This window comes from Burkholderia sp. NLJ2 (assembly GCF_049487195.1).
Classification (GTDB): domain Bacteria; phylum Pseudomonadota; class Gammaproteobacteria; order Burkholderiales; family Burkholderiaceae; genus Burkholderia; species Burkholderia pyrrocinia.
On sequence record NZ_CP137808.1, the window covers coordinates 24,042 to 47,261 of the forward strand.

At 61.8% G+C, this 23,220-nt stretch carries 19 protein-coding genes, 1 tRNA gene and 3 rRNA genes; 11 read left to right on the forward strand and 12 right to left on the reverse strand.

From position 1 onward, the window contains the following. Nucleotides 1-75: 75 nt before the first annotated feature. Nucleotides 76-768, reverse strand: a complete 693-nt coding sequence (locus tag R9B84_RS00065) for a hypothetical protein (protein WP_423758792.1) — start codon at nucleotides 766-768, stop codon at nucleotides 76-78. 244 nt (nucleotides 769-1,012) lie between these two features. Here R9B84_RS00065 and R9B84_RS00070 point away from each other — a divergent pair, with 244 nt between their 5' ends. Continuing rightward, complete coding sequence (locus R9B84_RS00070; protein ID WP_423758793.1) at nucleotides 1,013-1,300, forward strand: hypothetical protein; 288 nt, start codon at nucleotides 1,013-1,015, stop codon at nucleotides 1,298-1,300. Between the two features lie 281 nt (nucleotides 1,301-1,581). Here R9B84_RS00070 and rrf read toward each other — a convergent pair. The 5 genes from rrf to R9B84_RS00095 all read right to left on the reverse strand — a co-directional run bounded on the left by rrf (nucleotide 1,582) and on the right by R9B84_RS00095 (nucleotide 8,863). Continuing rightward, nucleotides 1,582-1,694 (reverse strand): 5S ribosomal RNA (gene rrf, locus R9B84_RS00075). A gap of 120 nt (nucleotides 1,695-1,814) precedes the next feature. After that, nucleotides 1,815-4,696, reverse strand: a 23S ribosomal RNA gene (locus tag R9B84_RS00080). 439 nt (nucleotides 4,697-5,135) lie between these two features. Then, nucleotides 5,136-6,668, reverse strand: a 16S ribosomal RNA gene (locus R9B84_RS00085). The 16S, 23S and 5S rRNA genes sit together here, the layout of an rRNA operon. A 576-nt stretch (nucleotides 6,669-7,244) precedes the next feature. Beyond that, nucleotides 7,245-7,775 (reverse strand): cytochrome b, encoded by a 531-nt coding sequence (locus R9B84_RS00090; protein ID WP_423758794.1) that lies wholly within the window; start codon nucleotides 7,773-7,775, stop codon nucleotides 7,245-7,247. Further along, a complete protein-coding gene (locus tag R9B84_RS00095) occupies nucleotides 7,775-8,863 on the reverse strand; it encodes a catalase family peroxidase (protein WP_175920595.1) in 1,089 nt (362 codons plus the stop codon). The genes R9B84_RS00090 and R9B84_RS00095 overlap by 1 nt, the downstream gene beginning before the upstream one ends. 157 nt (nucleotides 8,864-9,020) lie before the next feature. Here R9B84_RS00095 and R9B84_RS00100 point away from each other — a divergent pair, with 157 nt between their 5' ends. Then, on the forward strand, nucleotides 9,021-9,542 hold the full coding sequence (locus R9B84_RS00100; RefSeq protein WP_034183763.1) for a sigma-70 family RNA polymerase sigma factor: 522 nt from the start codon (nucleotides 9,021-9,023) through the stop codon (nucleotides 9,540-9,542). Then, nucleotides 9,539-10,297, forward strand: coding sequence for an anti-sigma factor family protein (locus R9B84_RS00105; RefSeq protein ID WP_423758795.1), 759 nt, complete (start codon nucleotides 9,539-9,541; stop codon nucleotides 10,295-10,297). The genes R9B84_RS00100 and R9B84_RS00105 overlap by 4 nt, the downstream gene beginning before the upstream one ends. A gap of 1,839 nt (nucleotides 10,298-12,136) precedes the next feature. On the opposite strand, the gene R9B84_RS00110 is transcribed toward R9B84_RS00105, so the two are convergent. The 4 genes from R9B84_RS00110 to R9B84_RS00125 form a co-directional block, all read right to left on the reverse strand. After that, nucleotides 12,137-12,475, reverse strand: coding sequence for an EamA family transporter (locus R9B84_RS00110; RefSeq protein ID WP_423758796.1), 339 nt, complete (start codon nucleotides 12,473-12,475; stop codon nucleotides 12,137-12,139). Then, nucleotides 12,472-13,260, reverse strand: coding sequence for a class I SAM-dependent methyltransferase (locus tag R9B84_RS00115; RefSeq protein WP_423758797.1), 789 nt, complete (start codon nucleotides 13,258-13,260; stop codon nucleotides 12,472-12,474). The genes R9B84_RS00110 and R9B84_RS00115 overlap by 4 nt, the downstream gene beginning before the upstream one ends. 62 nt (nucleotides 13,261-13,322) lie before the next feature. Continuing rightward, on the reverse strand, nucleotides 13,323-14,894 hold the full coding sequence (locus tag R9B84_RS00120; RefSeq protein ID WP_423758798.1) for a hypothetical protein: 1,572 nt from the start codon (nucleotides 14,892-14,894) through the stop codon (nucleotides 13,323-13,325). Nucleotides 14,895-14,970: 76 nt separating this feature from the next. Further along, complete coding sequence (locus R9B84_RS00125; protein WP_423758799.1) at nucleotides 14,971-15,906, reverse strand: glycosyltransferase family 2 protein; 936 nt, start codon at nucleotides 15,904-15,906, stop codon at nucleotides 14,971-14,973. 348 nt (nucleotides 15,907-16,254) lie between these two features. Between R9B84_RS00125 and R9B84_RS00130 the strand changes: the two genes are divergently transcribed. Together R9B84_RS00130 and R9B84_RS00135 are read left to right on the forward strand one after the other, a co-directional pair. Then, a tRNA-Val gene (locus R9B84_RS00130) sits at nucleotides 16,255-16,331 on the forward strand. Nucleotides 16,332-16,637: 306 nt separating this feature from the next. Beyond that, a complete protein-coding gene (locus R9B84_RS00135) occupies nucleotides 16,638-17,153 on the forward strand; it encodes a DUF2628 domain-containing protein (RefSeq protein ID WP_423758800.1) in 516 nt (171 codons plus the stop codon). A 126-nt stretch (nucleotides 17,154-17,279) separates the two neighbouring features. Here the strand turns inward: R9B84_RS00135 and R9B84_RS00140 are convergent, their stop codons facing one another. Beyond that, nucleotides 17,280-18,161, reverse strand: a complete 882-nt coding sequence (locus tag R9B84_RS00140; protein ID WP_423758801.1) for a sigma-70 family RNA polymerase sigma factor — start codon at nucleotides 18,159-18,161, stop codon at nucleotides 17,280-17,282. Further along, entirely contained in the window at nucleotides 18,161-18,637 is a 477-nt protein-coding gene (locus R9B84_RS00145; protein WP_047899397.1) for a carboxymuconolactone decarboxylase family protein, read from the reverse strand. The genes R9B84_RS00140 and R9B84_RS00145 overlap by 1 nt, the downstream gene beginning before the upstream one ends. Nucleotides 18,638-19,202: 565 nt before the next feature. Here R9B84_RS00145 and egtB point away from each other — a divergent pair. The 6 genes from egtB to R9B84_RS00175 all read left to right on the forward strand — a co-directional run bounded on the left by egtB (nucleotide 19,203) and on the right by R9B84_RS00175 (nucleotide 23,076). Beyond that, a complete protein-coding gene (gene egtB / locus R9B84_RS00150) occupies nucleotides 19,203-20,426 on the forward strand; it encodes an ergothioneine biosynthesis protein EgtB (protein WP_423758802.1) in 1,224 nt (407 codons plus the stop codon). After that, nucleotides 20,410-21,423 carry an L-histidine N(alpha)-methyltransferase gene (egtD, locus tag R9B84_RS00155; RefSeq protein WP_423758803.1) on the forward strand — a complete coding sequence of 338 codons (1,014 nt, stop codon included), beginning with the start codon at nucleotides 20,410-20,412 and terminating at the stop codon, nucleotides 21,421-21,423. The genes egtB and egtD overlap by 17 nt, the downstream gene beginning before the upstream one ends. Before the next feature lie 295 nt (nucleotides 21,424-21,718). Beyond that, entirely contained in the window at nucleotides 21,719-22,039 is a 321-nt protein-coding gene (locus tag R9B84_RS00160; RefSeq protein WP_423758804.1) for a hypothetical protein, read from the forward strand. Between the two features lie 37 nt (nucleotides 22,040-22,076). Continuing rightward, on the forward strand, nucleotides 22,077-22,331 hold the full coding sequence (locus R9B84_RS00165) for a hypothetical protein (protein ID WP_423758805.1): 255 nt from the start codon (nucleotides 22,077-22,079) through the stop codon (nucleotides 22,329-22,331). 205 nt (nucleotides 22,332-22,536) lie between these two features. Next, complete coding sequence (locus R9B84_RS00170) at nucleotides 22,537-22,917, forward strand: hypothetical protein (RefSeq protein ID WP_423758806.1); 381 nt, start codon at nucleotides 22,537-22,539, stop codon at nucleotides 22,915-22,917. Between the two features lie 18 nt (nucleotides 22,918-22,935). Next, entirely contained in the window at nucleotides 22,936-23,076 is a 141-nt protein-coding gene (locus tag R9B84_RS00175) for a hypothetical protein (RefSeq protein WP_423758807.1), read from the forward strand. Nucleotides 23,077-23,220: the final 144 nt, after the last annotated feature.

A 23,220-nucleotide genomic window follows, 5' to 3' on the forward strand; every position in this document is an offset into this window, starting at 1 on the left:
CGATTCATCACTATGCAGCTTAGCTAAGCTGCACTTCTCGCAAGCACCTTGCGAGCAACCCGAACGCACATCTGTCTAGTACTCCATCCCCAGCCGATCCAGATACCGGGCGTCCCTCGTTCGGACAGCTTCGAGCCACATCCCCAACTCCTCTTCAGTCAGGTAGGCGTTAGTCGACGATCGTCGCCCTTCGACAAACGTATCTTGCTCGGCCAGACTCAGACTCTCCCAGTATCGATCCCAGACGTTCTCGTACCAATACTGCGCATCTCCTTGCAGATTGTGAATCAGCGGCCCGAGCTCGTACCATGCGATCCAGGGCGGTGGCGGATTGAATTTCGCCGCTGATACTGCACAAATGAGTTCGACATCGCTCGTCAGCAAATTGATCGTTTTTCCCGAGAAGCGGTCAGCACTGGAGAAAAGCGTCTGAGTCGCATCACTGCGCTCGAACCGGTGTTGCCCCAGACGCTCATTGCCAGCCGCCACGAGATTGAAATAGACAGGGAACTGTTCGACCTCAATATCCTGCGTCACACCAAACGCGTTGATGCCGATGTGCCCCATCCACACGGCCCCAGGATAGTTCGGAAGAGGTGTGGACTGAAGCGCCGTTGGCGTACTCGCGAAGGTCTTGCGCAAGTCATCCAGATTCGTATCGAAGAGTCGTACCGCTGCTGCCTTGTGCTCTTTCAGCAACGCCCGTGCGATGCGTTGATTCCGACGCTCGCACACAAATTGATCGAACATCCGCTTCAACAACGACACGTAGTTCTCCTTGCCACTCGCCGGCAATTTCGCCAGCCGCCACCTCCGCTCCTCACGGTTCAACAGCACGAAATTCGAGATGGCTGATGCACCCTATACCGTTCGGCTAGTTTGCACGTATTGGCCTCTTCAAGCGCCTTTCTTCGCTTAAACTCGAACTGCCTCACCGCAAAAAGCGCGGGCCGCATGGGCTGCCACCCATACGACCCGCTGACCGCCACCAACTCACAGCAGGAGTCGGAAGATGGCTAACGCCAATAGTAAAACACGTCCCGAGAAGCTCAAACGGTACCCCGAGGTTGAGCTGACCCTCGACAACAAGCCGGACCTTCCGCAGGATGGCCAGCCATACATGCGATGGATGCGCGCCATCGACGCGCATTTCGAGATATTCGGATTCAAACCGGGTGACCACGTCTATCTCGAGTTCAATTTCGACCTCCGAAAGGTCATCATCACGCCCGACCACAGCGCGCTGAACTGGCGAGAACAGCCCTACGGTCAGGCTGCCCAGGAAGACGAACCGGCATAAGCAGCAAGGGCCGCTTTTCGCGGCCCTTACTGTCTGGTGGTAGCTCAACGTGAAGCACTTCCTTCAGCGAGTCGCCATACACCTTGGCTCAAATGCTGCGGCGTCCTTGCTGTGGGTAACTTTAACAACCGTCACAACAAACAACAGAAAGTTGCGTTCGGATATTGCGACCATCGGCGCATACAGCACGAGATGCATCCCATGCCGGGTGCCCCGCACGCATTTCCGATGCGCCAATGCAAAAACCCCCGCCTTTCGGGCGGGGGTTCTTGGCTTAGGGAGCCTGACGATTACCTACTTTCACACGGGAATCCGCACTATCATCGGCGTAGAGTCGTTTCACGGTCCTGTTCGGGATGGGAAGGGGTGGGACCGACTCGCTATGGTCATCAGGCAAAGAGGGTTGTTGCGCTGCTTCGCAGCGCAACCAATCTGGGAAGAAGCAGTAATTTTGAGTTGTGCGTATCAGCACATCGCGGTCATTCAACCGCTGTCTGTAAAACAGACTTGTTATAGGATCAAGCCTTACGGGCAATTAGTATCAGTTAGCTGAACGCATTACTGCGCTTACACACCTGACCTATCAACGTCCTGGTCTCGAACGACCCTTCAAGGGGATCTAGTCCCCAGGGATATCTCATCTTAAGGCGAGTTTCCCGCTTAGATGCTTTCAGCGGTTATCTCTTCCGAACATAGCTACCCGGCGATGCCACTGGCGTGACAACCGGTACACCAGAGGTTCGTCCACTCCGGTCCTCTCGTACTAGGAGCAGCCCCCTTCAAATATCCAACGCCCACGGCAGATAGGGACCAAACTGTCTCACGACGTTTTAAACCCAGCTCACGTACCTCTTTAAATGGCGAACAGCCATACCCTTGGGACCGGCTACAGCCCCAGGATGAGATGAGCCGACATCGAGGTGCCAAACACCGCCGTCGATATGAACTCTTGGGCGGTATCAGCCTGTTATCCCCAGAGTACCTTTTATCCGTTGAGCGATGGCCCTTCCATACAGAACCACCGGATCACTATGACCTGCTTTCGCACCTGCTCGACTTGTCGGTCTCGCAGTTAAGCACGCTTATGCCATTGCACTATCAGCACGATTTCCGACCGTACCTAGCGTACCTTCGTACTCCTCCGTTACGCTTTGGGAGGAGACCGCCCCAGTCAAACTGCCTACCATGCACTGTCCCCGACCCGGATCACGGGCCAAGGTTAGAACCTCAAACAAACCAGGGTGGTATTTCAAGGACGGCTCCACCGAAACTAGCGTTCCGGTTTCATAGCCTCCCACCTATCCTACACAGATCGGTTCAAAGTCCAATGCAAAGCTACAGTAAAGGTTCATGGGGTCTTTCCGTCTAGCCGCGGGTAGATTGCATCATCACAAACACTTCAACTTCGCTGAGTCTCGGGAGGAGACAGTGTGGCCATCGTTACGCCATTCGTGCAGGTCGGAACTTACCCGACAAGGAATTTCGCTACCTTAGGACCGTTATAGTTACGGCCGCCGTTTACCGGGACTTCAATCAAGAGCTTGCACCCCATCATTTAATCTTCCGGCACCGGGCAGGCGTCACACCCTATACGTCCACTTTCGTGTTTGCAGAGTGCTGTGTTTTTATTAAACAGTCGCAGCCACCAGTTTATTGCAACCCCTTCACCCTTTGCCCGCAGGGGCATCAAGCTACAAGGGCGTACCTTATCCCGAAGTTACGGTACCAATTTGCCGAGTTCCTTCTCCCGAGTTCTCTCAAGCGCCTTAGAATACTCATCTCGCCCACCTGTGTCGGTTTGCGGTACGGTCATCGTTAGACTGAAGCTTAGAGGCTTTTCTTGGAACCACTTCCAATTGCTTCGCTCCCTAAGGAGCTCGCGCCACACCCTTGAATTCCGCGCCCGGATTTGCCTAAGCGCCTTCTCCAATGCAGCGACCGGGACTTCCAACACCCGGACAACCTTCCGCGATCCGTCCCCCCATCGCATCTAACAATGGTGCAGGAATATTGACCTGCTTCCCATCAGCTACGCATTTCTGCCTCGCCTTAGGGGCCGACTCACCCTACGCCGATGAACGTTGCGTAGGAAACCTTGGGCTTACGGCGAGGGGGCCTTTCACCCCCTTTATCGCTACTCATGTCAGCATTCGCACTTCCGATACCTCCAGCACGCTTTTCAACGCACCTTCGCAGGCTTACGGAACGCTCTCCTACCATGCGTGCAAAGCACGCATCCGCAGCTTCGGTATATAGCTTAGCCCCGTTACATCTTCCGCGCAGGACGACTCGATCAGTGAGCTATTACGCTTTCTTTAAAGGGTGGCTGCTTCTAAGCCAACCTCCTGACTGTTTTAGCCTTCCCACTTCGTTTCCCACTTAGCTATATTTGGGGACCTTAGCTGGCGGTCTGGGTTGTTTCCCTCTTGACACCGGACGTTAGCACCCGATGTCTGTCTCCCGTGATTGCACTCTTCGGTATTCGGAGTTTGCTATGGCGGGGTAATCCGCAATGGACCCCCCAACCATGACAGTGCTCTACCCCCGAAGGTGAGACACGAGGCACTACCTAAATAGTTTTCGGAGAGAACCAGCTATTTCCAAGTTTGTTTAGCCTTTCACCCCTATCCACAGCTCATCCCCTAACTTTTCAACGTTAGTGGGTTCGGACCTCCAGTACGTGTTACCGCACCTTCATCCTGGCCATGGATAGATCACTTGGTTTCGGGTCTACGCCCAGCAACTGAACGCCCTATTCGGACTCGCTTTCGCTACGCCTGCCCTATACGGTTAAGCTTGCTACTGAACGTAAGTCGCTGACCCATTATACAAAAGGTACGCCGTCACCCCTTACGAGGCTCCGACTGTTTGTATGCATGCGGTTTCAGGATCTATTTCACTCCCCTCCCGGGGTTCTTTTCGCCTTTCCCTCACGGTACTGGTTCACTATCGGTCGATCACGAGTATTTAGCCTTGGAGGATGGTCCCCCCATCTTCAGACAGGATTTCACGTGTCCCGCCCTACTTGTCGTACACTTAGTTCTTTCATACTGTTTTCGCCTACAGGGCTATCACCTGCTATGGCCGCACTTTCCAGAGCGTTCGGCTAACAATACAAATAAAGAGTACAAGGCTCATCCCATTTCGCTCGCCACTACTTTGGGAATCTCGGTTGATTTCTTTTCCTGCGGTTACTTAGATGTTTCAGTTCACCGCGTTCGCTTCACTAGACCTATGTATTCAGTCTAGGATGACCCAAAAGGGCCGGGTTTCCCCATTCGGACATCTACGGATCAAAGCTCGTTTGCCAGCTCCCCGTAGCTTTTCGCAGGCTACCGCGTCCTTCATCGCCTGTGATCGCCAAGGCATCCACCACATGCACTTGTTCGCTTGACCCTATAACGAGTCTGTCTCTCCGACAGCCGTTACAGGTTGAGTTTTCGCGTTGTGCCGTATTCCAATTGATGTCGGTCCGGCGTTAGCGCTTTAGCGCTTACGCTGGCCCCACTCCCGAAGGGAGTAGACCCGAATCATCTTGAGATACATCGATACAATCACAACCCGGATAACTTCCACGTCCATCTCGAGACGCTTCCGCTATCCAAATTACTTACTTCTTCCAGATTGTTAAAGAACGACAGCCGATACAACCTACGTATCACTCTGACTGGCTCAATCGCCAATGAGAAAAACTCGAACCAAACTTCATTCGAATGTTTGTCATTGATGATTATTGAAAGCGGCCGGCATTATAACCGGTTTAAACCGCAGACAGCTAGTCTGTCTTAATCAACAGCCGATAAGCGTGAGCGCTCAACTTTGCGAGAAGCTCTGGAAAGGAGGTGATCCAGCCGCACCTTCCGATACGGCTACCTTGTTACGACTTCACCCCAGTCATGAATCCTACCGTGGTGACCGTCCTCCTTGCGGTTAGACTAGCCACTTCTGGTAAAACCCACTCCCATGGTGTGACGGGCGGTGTGTACAAGACCCGGGAACGTATTCACCGCGGCATGCTGATCCGCGATTACTAGCGATTCCAGCTTCATGCACTCGAGTTGCAGAGTGCAATCCGGACTACGATCGGTTTTCTGGGATTAGCTCCCCCTCGCGGGTTGGCAACCCTCTGTTCCGACCATTGTATGACGTGTGAAGCCCTACCCATAAGGGCCATGAGGACTTGACGTCATCCCCACCTTCCTCCGGTTTGTCACCGGCAGTCTCCTTAGAGTGCTCTTGCGTAGCAACTAAGGACAAGGGTTGCGCTCGTTGCGGGACTTAACCCAACATCTCACGACACGAGCTGACGACAGCCATGCAGCACCTGTGTATCGGTTCTCTTTCGAGCACTCCCACCTCTCAGCAGGATTCCGACCATGTCAAGGGTAGGTAAGGTTTTTCGCGTTGCATCGAATTAATCCACATCATCCACCGCTTGTGCGGGTCCCCGTCAATTCCTTTGAGTTTTAATCTTGCGACCGTACTCCCCAGGCGGTCAACTTCACGCGTTAGCTACGTTACTAAGGAAATGAATCCCCAACAACTAGTTGACATCGTTTAGGGCGTGGACTACCAGGGTATCTAATCCTGTTTGCTCCCCACGCTTTCGTGCATGAGCGTCAGTATTGGCCCAGGGGGCTGCCTTCGCCATCGGTATTCCTCCACATCTCTACGCATTTCACTGCTACACGTGGAATTCTACCCCCCTCTGCCATACTCTAGCCTGCCAGTCACCAATGCAGTTCCCAGGTTGAGCCCGGGGATTTCACATCGGTCTTAGCAAACCGCCTGCGCACGCTTTACGCCCAGTAATTCCGATTAACGCTCGCACCCTACGTATTACCGCGGCTGCTGGCACGTAGTTAGCCGGTGCTTATTCTTCCGGTACCGTCATCCCCCGGCTATATTAGAACCAAGGATTTCTTTCCGGACAAAAGTGCTTTACAACCCGAAGGCCTTCTTCACACACGCGGCATTGCTGGATCAGGCTTTCGCCCATTGTCCAAAATTCCCCACTGCTGCCTCCCGTAGGAGTCTGGGCCGTGTCTCAGTCCCAGTGTGGCTGGTCGTCCTCTCAGACCAGCTACTGATCGTCGCCTTGGTAGGCCTTTACCCCACCAACTAGCTAATCAGCCATCGGCCAACCCTATAGCGCGAGGCCCGAAGGTCCCCCGCTTTCATCCGTAGATCGTATGCGGTATTAATCCGGCTTTCGCCGGGCTATCCCCCACTACAGGACATGTTCCGATGTATTACTCACCCGTTCGCCACTCGCCACCAGGTGCAAGCACCCGTGCTGCCGTTCGACTTGCATGTGTAAGGCATGCCGCCAGCGTTCAATCTGAGCCAGGATCAAACTCTTCAGTTTAAACCTGTTACTGTTTTCGGTTCAGTTAAGAACCGGTCGCTCACTCAAAGCTGACAGGAATATGAATCACTTCATAAACCTGACTTACTTTAGTGTGAGACTCTTGATACTTTCGCTATCTGATCCGAGGATCAGCTCGCTTCCATCAAGCGCCCACACTTATCGGCTGTTAATTTTTAAAGAGCATTTCTGCGAGAAACCTGAAGTTTCTCAGCAGCGCTGCGTTTTCAGCAGCAGAGAAGCGAGATTATTAACCGTTTTTTAAAACTCGTCAACAACTTTTTTAACTACTTCGTTGCGACGACTGCGGTTTAATTTCGTGTGCACTGGAGTCGCTAAAACCAACTTCAACAGCACCGCTTCCCTTCTTCTCCCCGCGCTGCGTTTCCGTTAGCGCGAAAGAGGCGTGATTCTAAGCACCTGCCCCGGTCTCCGCAACCCCCTTTGTGAAATATTTTTGACATGCTAAGCGGGGAGCCGCTGAGCCGACCCAGTGGTCATATATAAGCGGCACGGCAAGAGCAGCCTCGGTCGCCCGTCTACCGCCCCGCCGCCGCGAACTCAACCTTCCGTCGATTACCTCCCCACCATCGCCCTCACCACCCCGTCCCGCCGAATCAACCCGTGGTACAGCGCCGCGGCAAAGTGCGCGAGGAACGTAGCGAAGAACAAATACGCCAGCACGCGATGCGCGACCCTGAGCCAGGCGAACGTCACCGGATCAGCCGACACCAGCGCCGGCAGCTGCACGCCGCCGCCCAGCGTCACCGGATACCCGCCGGCCGAAAGCATCGCCCACCCGATCAACGGCATCGCGACCATCAGCGCATACAGCACGAGATGCGACCCATGCGCGGCAACCTTCTGCCACCACGGCAGATCCTCAGGCAACGCCGGCGGCTTCGACAAGAACCGCACCACGAGCCGCACGCAAACCAGCACCAGCACGGCAACACCCAGCGGCTTATGAATCGCCACCAAAACCGCATGCCGCTCGGACACCGACGAAACCATCCCCACCCCGATAAATAGCATCGCGACGATCATCGCGGCCATCACCCAATGCAGCGCCCTCGCCGGCAGACTAAACGTCGTAGAAGTCTTCATCACCGCCCCTCCGAACTCAACTTGGCCACCCCCGCCACACCAGCCTCTTCACTGGTCCGCCGCAGATACGAATCCGCATACGCCGCCGACCGCGCCGCCAGCAACGGATCCCCCGACACCTGTATCCCCTGCGGCAGCACCGTCGGGTCGTAATTCACGTCGCGGCACGGCCCGCTGTCCTGCGCCTCCACGCGATCGAGCACGAGCGTCCCCGCATCGATCGTCGTCCGCTGCGCGGGCCAGACCTTCGTCGCGTCGTCCACCGGATCGCCGGGCTCCGCCAAGGTGACCAGCAGCTTCCACTTCTGCGCACCCGCCGCGATGCGCTGCGTCACGTCCTGCTGCAACACGTTCGGGTCGGCGGCCGTCGCGACGTCCCCGGCGCCGGCCGTCTGCTCCGGCACGACGCGCCACCTCACCGCCTGCCGCTTGCCCGCCGCGTCGACGAAGTAAAACGCGTTCAACCCGTAATAACTCTCGGTGACGTAACTCGCGCTCGGTTTCGCACCCTTCACCCACTGCAGGAACGCGGCCGTCTCCGGATGCGCGCCGAAAAACGCCTTCGCCTTCGCCGGATCGGGCTTGCCCGTCTTCGGATCGGGCCGGGTCGCCACCGTCAGCTGATAAAACACCTGCGGCGTCGCCACCGGAAACACGGGCATCGCGTTCATCCCGGTCCGCCATTGCTCGCCGTCAGGCGCGGTGAGCTTCAGCGCGAGGCTGCGGATCGGCACGCTGCTGTCGGGCGCATACGGATTCCCGCCCGGCAGCGCGAACCGCCCGACCACCGGCGTGCGTACCGCCTTGAAGAACGGCGCGACCGAATACGCGCTCGCGGCCCCGTTGCCTTCGAAGTAACCGGTCACGCACACGCCCTTCGCGTGATTGCGCCGGAAGCCCGGATGGACGCCGCTGTTGGTCTGCAGCGCGTCGACGAGCCGCTGCGGGGTCAGACGCGCCGGCGCGAGCCACCCGCCGGCATACCCGAACGCGACGGCCACGCCGGCCACCGCGCCGCCGATCGCGGCCCAGCGCCACCACCCGCGCCCGGGCTCGCGCTGCGGCGAAGAAGAGGAAGATTGCTTCATGGATGCACTCCCGATCGTCAGATCATTGTCGAACCCGCGTAGGACGCCACCCGCGCCGCTTTATTCCACGAAAAATTTTTTCCTTTGCTTGATGGAATAATCGACGCGGACCGACGTCCTACGCGGCATCTCGACCCTTTCGGCAACCGGCCCGGCCATGCCCTCCACCGCCCTCGACGACGAAGCGTTGCGCGAACTCCTCCCCAGGCTGCGACGCTTCGCGCTCTGGCTGGCGCGCGACGTCCACGCGGCCGACGATCTCGTCCAGTCGACGCTCGAGCGCGCACTGTCGCGCTGGACGAGCCGCCGCGACGACGCGTCGCTGCGCAGCTGGCTCTTCACGATCCTTTACCGGCAGTTTCTCGACGGCAAACGCAGCGCAAAGCGCTACGCGTGGCTGCTCGGCCGCATCCGGGACGACGACGAAGCGCACTGGCCGTCCGCCGAACGCGAATTCGCGGCGCGGGCGACGCTCGAAGCGTTCGGCCGGCTCTCCGACGAGCAGCGCAGCCTGCTGCTGCTGGTCGCGGTCGAGGGCTTCACCTATCAGGAAGTCGCCGACCTGCTCGACGTGCCGATCGGCACCGTGATGTCGCGGCTCTCCCGCGCGCGCCAGGCGCTGCGCCAGCTCAGCGACGGCGAGCTTCCCGCTCCTTCTCTCCGCTTGATGAAGAAATGAACACGCCTCCGAACGAACACGACCTCCAGGCCTATGTCGACGGCCAGCTCGACGACGATGCGCGCGCCGCGGTCGAGCGTTATCTCGCGCTGCATCCGGAGCGCGCGGAACAGGTGAAGCAATGGCAGCAGGATGCGCAGCGGTTGCGGGCGGCGCTGGAAAGCGTGCGGATGCCGGCGGACAACCCCGCGCTCGATCCGGCCGCGATTCGGGCACGGCGCACGGAACGCACGCGGATGCGGTTTGCGATGGCGGCTTCGTTCGTGTTCTGCGTCGGGCTGGGGACGTTCGGCGGGTGGCACGCGCGCGGGTGGAACGCGGCGCCGGCGGTCGCGCCGATGAGCGACGCGGTCGAGGCTTACCGGATGATGGTGGTCGATCAAACGGCGAAAGTGGATTACCGGCCGACGGGTGCGGGCGATTTGCAGGGGTGGCTCACCCGGCGCGTCGGCGCGTCGGCGAAGCTGCCGGATTTGAGCGCGGCGGGGTTCAGGCCGGTCGGCGGACGGTTGTTCACGACGGACAGTGGGGGCACGGCTGCGATGGTGCTCTATGAGGACGGTGCCGGGCGAACGCTGAGCTTCTATCTCCGGCCGGCGGAATCGGCACATCGGCTGCTGCCGGCCGGGCAACGCGTGGATGGCGCGTTGCTCGCGCGGTATGGGTCGGTGAACGGCCTCAACTATGCGGTGGTCGGGCCGGCCGGGAGTCTTGGGGAAAAGGCGGTCGCGCAGGCGCTCGATCAGCAGACTTGAGCGATCACGACGCGTGCTGTCGTGCCGCGTACGTCGGCCGGCAGTGCCTTGCACTGCGTGGCTTGAGCGGCCGAATGCGCACGCATCACCATCGGGATGCACAGCATTTCTACTTGTCGCTGAATGGGTTGTCCACATCGTGCCGACGGTGCCGAATGCGCACCGGGTCGCGACATCCTCACCATCGAATCGCACAGCGTTTCGAGTCGCTTCCGGGGTAAATATCCACACCGATAACCACGCGATCTGACGCTTGCGGTCGTAGTCGATCGCCCTCACCGGCCGGGTGCACAGCGTTTCAAGTGGTTTTCGTCGAAGATATCCACATCGCACCCGACAGTGCGACAAATGATCGACACGCTGGCCGATTCAACCCCCTCCTTCCCCGCACCTCATACCGGACAAGGCTTCGAGCGCACGAAACCCCGCAGCCGACGAGACGCTCACCGCTTCGATGCACAGTGCTTCGAGTGATTTGCGGTGAAGTTGTCCACATCGAGTGCAGCGCGCGCCGTGGTGTCCGCGACAATCGTCGACACACTTGCCGGCTTCGCCATGCGCAAACTTCACGCGGCGCAAGCATACTCGATGCCGCCACAGCGTTTGCAAAGTATTCGGCAGCGCTTGTCCACATCCGTTCGAATACGTGGCAGTTCGATACCTCGCGCCGTCCGATCCCCGTTGCGCGTTACCACGCATGATGGTCGAGGCGTCCTGCCGGAGGATGCACGGGCAAGTCGCGAACGCACACCTCGAGTCACAAGCGCAGGACCTGATCCAGGCGCCCTGATCGATCTTGGCATCGATCTCATGCACGCGTTCTCCGACGCACCGGAGCCCCCGACTGGATGACATTCTCCGGCGCCGATCCGTGGGTTGCCGCAAAGCAGTAACAGGCGTTCCCCGATGACGCTGGGGAAAGCGGCCCGCGCTACGACAATCGCTGCACCGCTTTCCCGCACATCGCTCGTCGTGAAGCAATGCGAGACAAGCCGCACGAGCGAAAGCCCGACGTCGGCCACCGCTCACCATCTGGATGCACAGCATCCGGAGTTGTTTGACGGGCGGATATCCACATGTCTGCGACCTTCACCGGCGGGATGCACAGCGTTTCGAGTTGTCGCGCGGCGTGGATATCCACAACGGAAATCCTTTCCTATCAAGTACTTCGCGAATTGCCAGCGGATGCATTGGTGCTTCCACTGCTTCGCCCGCATGACCACCGGAGGTGACCTTCTGCGACATGCGATAACGCACCGCTCCACTTGTCAGCAGCTACGCCGGTGAGCATAAGCGCTGGACATCTTCATCCAGCTATCCGTCGCTGCCGACGTCGATACGAAAAACGGGCCGCGTCAACCACCCCTCTTTCTTGACGAACCCGAATCGCAAGTGCCATGTCGCCATGGCCTTCGCATCCTGAATGCCGGCGATTCTACAGACACTGCGGTTCGCACATCGCCTACACGCACCACAGCCTGCCGATTCGTTCGTCTGTTCACCGCACGCAGTGCATATCCTGCCCGGATCACAGTCGTCGGACTGTGCTTATCCAAAGGTGTTAACAGAGTTCGTATACATACGTAGTAATAGTTAACAAACCCTGTGCCCCACAGTGGATAACCTGGTTAACCCACTGAAAAATCAATGCGATGCGGAATGCATAACCCCGGGTGACGCGCGTGCACAGCTGGCGAAAGCATTGAACAACTTTCCGTCGAATTCGCGGATCGCACAGATATCCTCAATCGTTCCACTGTGAATCCAGATGCTTGCAAAACGGTTATCCATAGGGTGTTGTGGATAACTTGCGACGCAATCCGCGAGCCAACCCGCCCGCTATCGAACCACCGTAATCAGGTACAGCCCGCCGAGGATCATCGCGACGCCTCCCCACTGCGCATACGACACACGCTCGCCGAGGAACACGATTCCGGCCAGAAAGACGAGCACGAACGTGAGCGCGGTGAACGGATACACGACGGTGAGCTCGGCCTTGCTCAGTGCGAAGATCCACAGCACCGTGCCGGCGCCGTAGCAGACCAGCCCGAGCGCGACCCATGCGTTGATGAATTCGGTGAGTGCGTGGCGGCCGTCGGCGCCGACCTTGAATGCGACCTGGCCGGCCGCGGCCAGGAACACGCCGGCCAGAATGAGAACGTAGACGGACAGTCTCACCGGTTTTCCCCGTTGCGCTTCAAGCGGTTGACGACCATGCGGCTCTTCAGGATCGCGATGCGGGTCTTCATGCGCACCGGCAGCCAGCGCAGCAGTAGCTTGCGCGCCTTGTAGCCGGGCGGTGACACGTCCGGTACGCCCGAACGGCTGTCGACGAGGCGTTGCCGGATCGCGTCCGGCAGCCGTTCCGCTTCCTCGGCGGCCACGAAGAACAGCAGGTTGTAGCGATACCACGGCTCGATGCGCGTATCCGCGCCGATCAGTGGCCGCACGAAATCGAACAGCAGGTAGCCGCGCCGTGCGAACAGGTCGCGCCAGAACCCGTAGCCCTGTTCGTTCACGTGGTTTTCGCCGCCCTGGCCGGGCACGGCGGCGGAAAACAGCACGCGCTTGCCATGCCGGACGAGATTGTCGACGAGCGCCTCGCTGGATGCCTTCGGCACGTGCTCGCCGACTTCGAGGCACTGCACGAGGTCGAACGACTGCCGGAGATCGAAGCGCTTCGAAATATCGGCCGGCACGAAGCGGGCCGGGTCGAACAGCAGCACCGAACGATCCACATAGTCGCCGTCGACGCCGGTGACGTCCTGCACGCCGAGCTCGCGATGCACGCTGAGCCACGCACCGGCGCCGCAACCGACGTCGAGGATGCTTGCGGGCCGCAGCAGCGCATTGATGCCCGGCAGTACGCCGCGCGCGGATCGCACCGATCCTTCGCGCTGGTACCGGTAGAAGGTCTCGTCATACGGCCGCGGCGCGTCGTCCGCAATGAATTCAAATGGCATCGCAATCTCCCGATGGCGCGATCGGTGCACGGCGCATCGCATGACCTGCGACGGCCGTGCAATCAATCGCCCCGACAAGCCTGTTTCTCATACACCGACCATTCGCCCGCCGTCTTCACGCGCACGACGCGGCAGTCGGGATTGGCGAAAAACGCGTCCGGCAGCGGTGTCTCGGCGCGGACGAAGAAATACCGGTACAGGCGCCCCTGGTGCCGCTGCCAGTTGAAGTTCCGGTACAGCGGTTGCGGCGAGACATCGGACGGCCCGACGCCCGGCAGCCGGTCGAGCCGAAAGCGGACGATCTGCGGCGGAAACTGCGCGGCATTGAAATCGACGAACCCGCGATGCTCGACCTGATACCAGACCGGAAAATTCTCGTAGACGACCGGGTTGCCGGCGGCCAAGCTCGCCTTGTCGACGATGATCCCGAGGCCGCGCTGCGCGGGCTCGATCGCGTTGGCGACCACGTCGAAATCGGCGCTCTCGTCGGCGAAGCGCAGCGCGCGCACGCCTTGCTGCACGACGAAGCCGGCGCAGATCGCGGCAAGCATCAGTTGCGACGTCAGCGCGAGCCACGGCGCACCCGCGCGGCCGGGGTCCGCCGGCGCGGGCGCCTGGAACATCAATGCATAGAACGGAAACAGGAACAGCGCGAAGCGCGGAAACAGGAAGAACGTGTTGATCGCGAACATCGGCACGCCGAACCAGACGACGGCCACGACGATCGCCGGCACATAGGCGACGACGTGCCGGTTTGCCTTCGACGCCATCAGGAACGGCGCGGCGACGATCAGCAGGAACGCCGGCAGCGGATGGCTGCCGGCGGTGACACCCCACGGATAGATCACGGCCGCGAACAGGCGCAGCAGCGGATCGACGGACCAGATCACGGTGAACGGGTACATCGGCGCCAGATCGATATCCCGATGCAACACCGAGTACAGCACGGTAACGAACGCGAGGGCCGCATACGGCCACGCGGCGAGCAGCGTGCGCGGCAATGTGCGGGTCTGGCGCACGAGCAGGAACAATCCGCCGATCGCGTTCGCGAACACGAAGATCAGCCCGTGCGAGAAAAACAGCGCGAGATTCACCAGCGCCAGCACGGCGCCACGGCGGGCCGTTGGCCGCTCCGCATATTCGAGCGCGAGTGCCAGGAAGATCATCGCGATCGGCGCGGCGACCAGGTACGAATAGAGGCCGAATTCGTACGCGAAGCCGAAGAACCCGGGCACGCACAGCCAGTCGAGACGCGGGTCCGCACCGAGACGCCGGCGCAGCGCGATGTACGCGGCGACGAAACCGTAGAACGACAGCGTCAGCATGACCTTGAATGCAGCCGTGACCGGCATCACGAACGACAGCACGGCCGCCGCGCCATAGCCGAGCAGGTAGGGCGTAAACAGGTTGATCCGCAGCAGCGGCGCCCAGGGCGACTGGCCGAGCAGCAGGTCGTGCAGCGTGGCGACCTGCGCCGCGTGCTGCGGAAGATCGACCATCGGCGGATGCGGCGCGAGCCAGAACAGCAGGCCGGCCGCCGCGACCGTCGCAACGAACAGCGCGCGCAATGCGCGATCCGCCGTGCGATACGGCCATGCGCGCGGCAGGCGGCTGCTTACCGTGCAGTCGTCCATGGCGCGCGCGCCCAGCAGGAAAATCCTGCACTGCCGGCTTGATGCCGGATCGTTGCGGCACAGGACCGATCGCGCGTCATAGCGTCTTCTCGACGATGAAGCGCGGACGCTGCTTCGTCTCGGCATAGATCTTTGCGACATAACCGCCGATCACGCCGAGGAACAGCAACTGCAGGCCGCCGAGAAAGTACATCGGGATCACGGTGGACGCCCAGCCGGGGACCGAGCGATCGGTGAACAGCCGGATCGACAGCGCCCACATGCCGCACACGGTCGACGCCAGCGCAAGCAGGCCGCCGACGTACGCACTCCATTGCAGCGGCTTCGTCGTAAACGACGCGACACCGTCCGACGCGAGCATGATCATCCTGACCAGCGGATATTTGCTTTCGCCGGCGAAGCGCGGTTGCCGGTCGTACTGGACGATCGCGGTACGGAAGCCGAGCAGCGGCACGATGCCGCGCAGGAACAGGTTGACCTCGCGGAAGCCGCGCAATTCCTCGATCGCGCGGCGGCTCATCAGCCGGAAGTCCGCGTGATCCGGCAAGATGTCGACGCCGAAGCGGCGCAGCAGCCGGTAGTAGGCGCGCGCGCTGACGCGCTTGAAGAAGCCGTCGCTGTCGCGACGCTGCCGCACGCCGAACACGATCTCGGCACCGGCGTGGTATTCGCCGAGCATGCGCGGGATCGCGTCGAGGTCGTCCTGGAGATCGGCGTCGAGGCTGATCAGCACGTCGCCGTTCACCCTCATCAGGCCGGCGAGCAACGCATTCTGGTGCCCGTGGTTGCGCGACAGCTTGAGGCCATGGATGCGCGAATCGGCGGCATGGAAGCCTTCGATCAGCGACCAGGTGCGGTCGCGCGAACCGTCGTCGACGAAGGTCACGCCGCTCGCACCGTCGACGACGCCGTCGCCGGCAAGCCGGTCGAGCAGGATCGTCAACCTGCGTACGGTTTCCGGCAACACGGCTTCTTCGTTGAAGCAGGGAATCACCAGATTGAGCGCGACCATACCCACCCCGATATCGTTATGCACCGGTTGCGGTCTGTCGTCGCGAGAAGCCGCCGGTCCGCGCAATGCGGGACGAGCGGTGCACCATGCGCGTGTCTTCTCGCGGCCGGATCGAGCCGGTTTCTGCGCTTGATTATCGTTCGCGAACCCGGATCCGGATTCGCGACAAATCCATTATGGCGGACGCGCATCCGCCCGGTGAGGAGGATGAACCCGGATGCGATCGCGGTTCGCGTCGCGCGCGGGGTCGGGGATCGGCGCCATCCCGCGCGCAGCGCCATCGATCGAACAATTTTCACGAAGGGGCTTGTGCTCTGCAAAAACCCTCTCTATAATTCGCGGCTTCTTAGGCTCGTAGCTCAGTTGGTTAGAGCACCACCTTGACATGGTGGGGGTCGTTGGTTCGAATCCAATCGAGCCTACCAACGAACAAAATGAAGGGGTCCGGCAGCGCAAATTGCCTACAGGCAATGCGGCTCGCCAAACATACAAACGCCACGCGGCAACTTCGCGTGGCGTTTTTCTTTTCCCGGCCGAAACAGCGCACGGTGCCCCGATGCGTTGCGCGATCCGCGGCATCGCATCCTCACCGACATCCCGAATCGCAATACGCACCGAGTAGAATCGTGTGCGCATCGAAGCGCGCTGCACCGCACGCCGTCCGATTACCAGCGCACCCAAACCGCATCACAACAACAACGCGCGATTCGCGCGACTGAGAGCAAACGACCATGTCCGAGGTCACGACCGCCACATCATCCGCGAGCAACGACGAGATCGCCGCTTACGTCGGCAAGAAAGCCGACTGGTTCGAGAAGAAATGGGCGATCGCCGCCTCGCGCAAGAACCGGCAGTCCTGGAACTGGGCAGCCTGTTTCCTGGGCCCGGTCTGGATGGCGTATCGATGCATGTACTGGCAGGCAGCCGCCGTGCTGGGCGTCACGCTCGGCATCACGCTGGTCGAGCTGCTGTACTTCCCGAAATACTTCGAATCGACCACGATCGATCCGGTCACCATCGGGATCGCGGTGACGCTCGGCTGGTGCGGGAACAACATCTACAAGACGCACGTCGAACGCAAGATCGAAAAGCTGCGCCCGAACGCGACGTCCAACGAATCGTTTCTCGCGCTGCTGGAGGCACAAGGCGGCACGAACTGGCTCGCGGCGACCGGTTTCGCGGTCGCGACGCCGGTACTCGGCTATCTGGTGTTCATGATCCGCTACATCGTGGTTGTGCTGGGATAACCGAAGTCATGCCGCCGTTGCCGACGAGCGACCCGGCAAAGCGACGCGGGGCGGGAAACAAGAAGAAGCAGCGAAAAGCGGGCGAGGGCGGCAACATCGTGCGCGCGACGCGTCACCCCGCCACCCTCAATGCAGATGCTTCAACTTGTCAGGATTCCGCACGACATAGATCGCGACGATCTTGCCGTCCTCGATCTCAAGCGCCGTCGTCTGCAGCTCACCATCCGATTCCAGCGTAACGAAACCCGGCAGCCCGTTGATGAACCCGGCCCGCACGAGCTTCGACGCATGCGCGGCGAACAGTTCGGCCAGGTATTCGTGCACCTTCATCACGCGCTCGAAGCCGAACACCGGCTTGCCCGCTGCCGCGCGCTTGCCGCCGCCGTCCGAATGCAGGCTCACGTCCTCGGCGAGCATCGCGCCGAGCGCACGCATGTCGCCGCTGCGCGATGCCGCGAAGAACGCCTCGGCCAGCTCGATCCCGCGCTGCTTCTCGACATGAAAACGCGGCCGCGCCTCGCGCACATGCGTGCGCGCCCGTGCGGCAAGCTGCCGGCACGCGGCCGGGTCACGCTGGATCGTCGTGGCGACTTCGTCGAATTCGAGGCCGAACACGTCGTGCAGCAGGAACGCCGCGCGTTCGAGCGGCGAGAGCCGTTCGAGCGCGAGCATCAGCGGCAGCGTGACATCCTCCTGTTCATCTTCCTCGACGACCGGTTCGGGCAGCCACGGGCCGATATAGGTCTCGCGCTGGTGCCGCGCGGACTTCAACTGGTCGAGGCACATGCGCATCACCATGCGGCGCAGGAACGCCTCGGGCACGCGCACTTCGGTACGGTCGACGTCCATCCAGCGGATGAACGCCTCCTGCACCATGTCCTCGGCATCCGCGACGGAACCGAGCATCCGGTACGCGACGCGGATCAGCGTGCGGCGCAGCGGGTCGAAGCTCGCGGCCGCGTCGGCCCGTTCCTCGGCGCTGCCCTTGGCCGGATCGAGGTGCGTCATCAGGCCACCATCTTCGCGGCAGCGGCCTTCGCGTCGGCCGGATCGATCCACAGCCCGAAGCCGACGGCAAGCCGGTTCCAGCCGTTGATCACGTTGATCATCAGCGTGAGTTTCACCTGTTCCTCCTGGCTGAAGTGGTCGTTCAGCGCCGCATAGGCCGCTTCGTGCGCGGCGTGCCCCTCGGACAGCCGCGTGAGCGCGTCGGTCCAGCCGAGCGCCGCGCGTTCGCGGTCGGTGTAGCAGGGCGCTTCGCGCCACGCGGACAGCAGGTAGATGCGCTGCTCGGTCTCGCCTTGCTCGCGCGCCTCGGCGGTGTGCATGTTAATGCAGTTCGCGCACGCGTTGATCTGCGATGCACGGATCTTGACCAGCTCGATCAGCGTCGGCTCGAGGCTCCCGGCGGCGGCGACCGACACGGTCATCCAGTTCTTCATCAGCGCGGGCGCGGCGGCAAACGGATTGAGTTTCGCAGTCATGGTTCCTTCTCCTTTCGTGTGGGTTCCGGTGATATGACGAGCGAGCCCCCCGCGTGTGTGACATCGACGCAAAAAAATTTTCGAGGCGTGCGGGGACGCGGGGCGCGGATGAACGGCAGGGCGGTTCAGCAGGGCGCCGACGACCACGAACGACATGACGGGGTTTGTCAGACGAGAGCCCATGCATCGGCGATGCCATCACGATCGCCGCGCGTATGTCATGGGCCGTCAGTAGCCGCAACCGCCGGCATGCGCGTTGCGCCCGCCCGCAAGGCCGCGTCCCGGCACGCGTCGACGGCTTGTCACGCATGCGACACGCGCGCGGCCAACACTTTCATTTTTCTTTCGATCGCGCTTCATCGGCATCCCGATTCGCAGCATTCACATTTCTGGACCATACTGTTCTGCACGGGCAGATGAAGTGAAGCCGCATCAGCGGCCCGGCGCGCGCGCCGGCTGCCCGACGACGCAGCAGCAGGTCGCTAGTCAGCCGCGCGCATCACGCGCAAGGCTTTCCCTTTTCCGGCAACGCAACGCAGCGAATCGCGACGTGAACGGTAAACCGATGAGCCTCCTTGCATCACAGCTTGAGCGCCGTTTCCAGGACGTGCGCGCCCATAGCGTCGCGTTGACCGCGACGCTGTCCGCCGAAGACCAGGCCGTGCAGTCGATGCCCGATGCGAGCCCGACGAAATGGCACCTCGCGCATACGACCTGGTTCTTCGAGACCGTCGTGCTGATGCGCCGCGTGCCCGGCTACGCGCCGTTCAACGACGCCTTCCAGTTCCTCTTCAATTCCTATTACGAAGCGCTCGGCCCGCGCCATCCGCGGCCGCAGCGCGGGTTGCTCACGCGTCCGTCGCTCGACGAGGTGCATGCGTACCGGCAGCACGTCGACGCAGCGATGCTGCGCGCGCTGGCCGGCGCCGATCCGGCGCTGCTCGATGCGATCGCACCCGAGATCGAGCTCGGCCTGCATCACGAGCAGCAGCACCAGGAGCTGATCGTCACGGACATGCTGCATGCGTTCTCGTGCAACCCGCTGAAGCCGGCGTTCCGGCCGCGCAACGGGATCGACGGCGATGCGATGGCCGCGGGCGATGCCGGTGCGCAGCACTGGCTGCACCAGCCGGGCGGGCTCGTCGAGATCGGCCACGACGGCGATGCGTTCTCGTTCGACAACGAACGGCCGCGCCACACGGCGCTCGTGCGGCCGTACGAAATTGCTAACCGGCTCGTGACGAATGCGGAATTCGCGGCGTTCGTCGCCGACGGCGGCTACACGCGCCCCGAATACTGGCTGTCGGACGGCTGGGCGACGGTGCAGCGGGAAGGGTGGCAAGGCCCCGCGTACTGGATGCCCGACGACGACGATGCGGCCGCGACGCGCGTGCGGCGCACGTTCGGCCTGCACGGCGTCGAACCGCTCGCGCCCGACGCACCGGTGTGCCATGTGAGCTTCTACGAAGCGGCCGCGTATGCGGAATGGGCCGGCGCGCGGCTACCGACCGAGTTCGAATGGGAAGCCGCGTTCGCCGCGGACGGCATCAGTCAGATGCTCGGGCACGTGTGGCAGTGGACGCGCTCGTCCTACGAGCCGTATCCGGGCTTTCGGCCGCTCGCGGGTGTCGCGGCCGAATACAACGGCAAGTTCATGGTGGGCCAGCAGGTCCTGCGCGGCAGCAGCATCGCGACGCCGCCCGGGCACGAACGGCCGACGTACCGCAATTTCTTTCCGCCGGCCGCGCGCTGGCAGTTCACGGGGGTGCGACTTGCGCGAGACGTCTGACCTGGCGGCCACGAGCGGTGGCCAGCAACCCGCCCGCGAATCGCGGCCGAGCGCGTTCGAGCGCGACCTGATCGACGGACTGTCGCGCGCGCCGCGCAGCATTCCGCCGAAATACTTCTACGATGCGGCCGGCTCCGCGCTGTTTGACCGCATCTGCGAATTGCCCGAGTACTACCCGACCCGCACCGAGCTCGGCATCCTGCGCGATCGCGCGGCGGAGATCGTGCGGCGCGTCGGCCCGCATGCGGATATCGTCGAATTCGGCGCGGGCTCGCTCGAGAAGATCCGCGTGCTGCTCGACGCGTTCGCGGGCAACTACGCGAACGCGCCGGCGCGCTACGTGCCGGTCGACATCTCGGCCGACTACCTGCACGGCGCGGCCGCGCGGTTGCGTTCGGCCTATCCGTGGCTCGACGTCGCGCCGATCGCGGCCGACTACACGAAGGCCGAGCAACTGGCCGAGCTGACCGCGACGCCGCGGCGGCGCATCGGCTTCTTTCCCGGCTCGACGATCGGCAATTTCTCGCCGGAAGAGGCCGACGCGTTCCTGCGCGATGCCGCGCGGCTGCTGCGCGGCGGCGGCCTGCTGGTCGGCGCCGATCTCGTGAAGGACGAGCGCACGCTGCATTACGCGTACAACGACGCGCAGGGCGTGACCGCGCAGTTCAACCTGAACCTGCTCGTGCGCGCGAACGCCGAGCTCGGCGCGGACTTCGATCTCGACGCGTTCTCGCATTGCGCGTTCTACGACCGCGAGCGGCAGCGCATCGAGATGCATCTCGTCAGCGATATCGCGCAGACGGTGCACGTGCGCGGCCATGCGTTCCGCTTCGAAGCCGGCGAGCGCATCCACACGGAGAACTCGCACAAGTTCACGATCGACGGCTTCCATGCAATCGCGCGCCGTGCAGGATTCGAGCCCGATACCGTGTGGACCGACGCGGACAACCTGTTCAGCGTGCACTGGCTGCGCAGCGTCGACGATATCCGCGCGTAACGCGCGCTCCGGCGAACCGCTCGCGCACGGTGCGGGCGGTTTGTACTCCGGGCACACCAGCGCACTCCGGCGCGTTCCGATCGCCCGGATTCGTGCCGAAAATCCCCTTTTACCGGCTCGATGCGCCGTTGCAACGGTGCCTGGAATGCCGCCTCTCCCTTGTCCCGCAACGCTTTGCGGATCGCCGTAATCGTCCGTTACCGGTCTCGCATACCGGTTTCACCTGTGTCGGCGCCCCGTGCCTAGACTCCGAACCGTATTCACATGACGCACGACACGTGCAGGGAGTCGCGAGATGAGCAAGAAACTTATTCTCGGTGCAGTTCTTGGTGTAGCGGCGCTGGCAGCCTCGGGCATCGCATCGGCCCACGTCGACCTGTCGGTCGGTATCGGCGTGCCGGGCGTCTACGCGGCGCCGGCGCCCGTCTACGTGGCTCCGCCTCCGCCCGTCATGTATGCGCCGGTCGGCTATCGCGATGACGGTTGGCGCGGAGATGGCTGGCGCGGCGATGGCTGGCGTCAGCGCGAATGGCGCGAACACGAGTGGCGTCGCCGTGAATGGCGCGAGCACGAGTGGCACGACCGCGGCGGCTGGCGCGGCGGCCGCTGGGACTAAGCGGTTCGAATGACCAAAACAAGAGGAGTGTAAACACATGAGGCCCATTCGACACATCAGGCTGTGCGCGACCGCCGCCGTCGTTGCGCTCGCAACGATCGGCAGCGCGCACGCGGCGGGCTGCATGAAGGGCGCGGTGGTCGGCGGTGTTGCCGGCCACTACGCCGGGCACCACGCCGTCGTCGGCGCGGTCGGCGGCTGTATCGTCGGCCATCACATGGCGAAGAAACACGCGGAAGAGCAGGCCGCGCAGCACAAGGCCGCCGCGCAGGGCATGCAGCCTGCGCAGTAGGCGCAAACGTCACCGGGGCGGCGCTGCGGCGCCGCGCCTCCCGGCTTCGTTTCCCCGTTCTCGCATGACCGGATGGCGGCGCCATCCGGATTGATCTGACGAATGCACGCCGCGCGCATCGTTACGATCATTTACAACGTCGTGTGGCGCGAATCGTGCGCGTTCTTAGAATGCAATCATACGAACGCGCTCCAGGGAACCCAAAATGAAACATCAACGATATCTGTCCGTCCTGACGGCCGCGCTGCTCGCGCTCGGCACGGTTTCCGCGTATGCGGCTGCCGGCGGCAATGGCGGTGGCAACGGCGGAGGTCATGGCGCAGGCGGCCTCGGCGGCAACGCAGGCGGCATGTCCGGCGGCCACATGAGCGGCTCGGCGCTCAGCAACTCGAACAGCGTGCATGCGGGCGACCGCGACAAGGGACTGTCGCGCGCGGCCGACCGCTCCGACACGATCGCCGATCGTGCCGGCATGCAGCCGGGCCACGGTCACACGCACGGGCATACGCATGGCCATACCACGCATGCGTCGACGTCCACGCACCATTCGCATTCGCATCACAACGCATTCGGCCGCACGCTGTAAGCACGGCGCGCAAATGCGATGGAAGGGCGCTTCGGCGCCCTTTTTTATTGCGGCAACGCAACGCCGCTGTCGCGCGAAAACATCGTGCCGACCCGATTTGCAACCAGCCGTAACCGCGCCGCAAACGCACAAGAATACGAATCGCTTTCACGCGGTTAACAGACGGGAAATCGACGTCGGTAGCGGGCATCGCACGGGTGCCGGCGCACAGCCCGATCCATGAAAAAACCGCGCCTCGCGCCCCCGAGTCTGTTCCTGGAAAAACAAAACCCCACGCTCCGAAAAACGTGGGGTTCGTCAGCA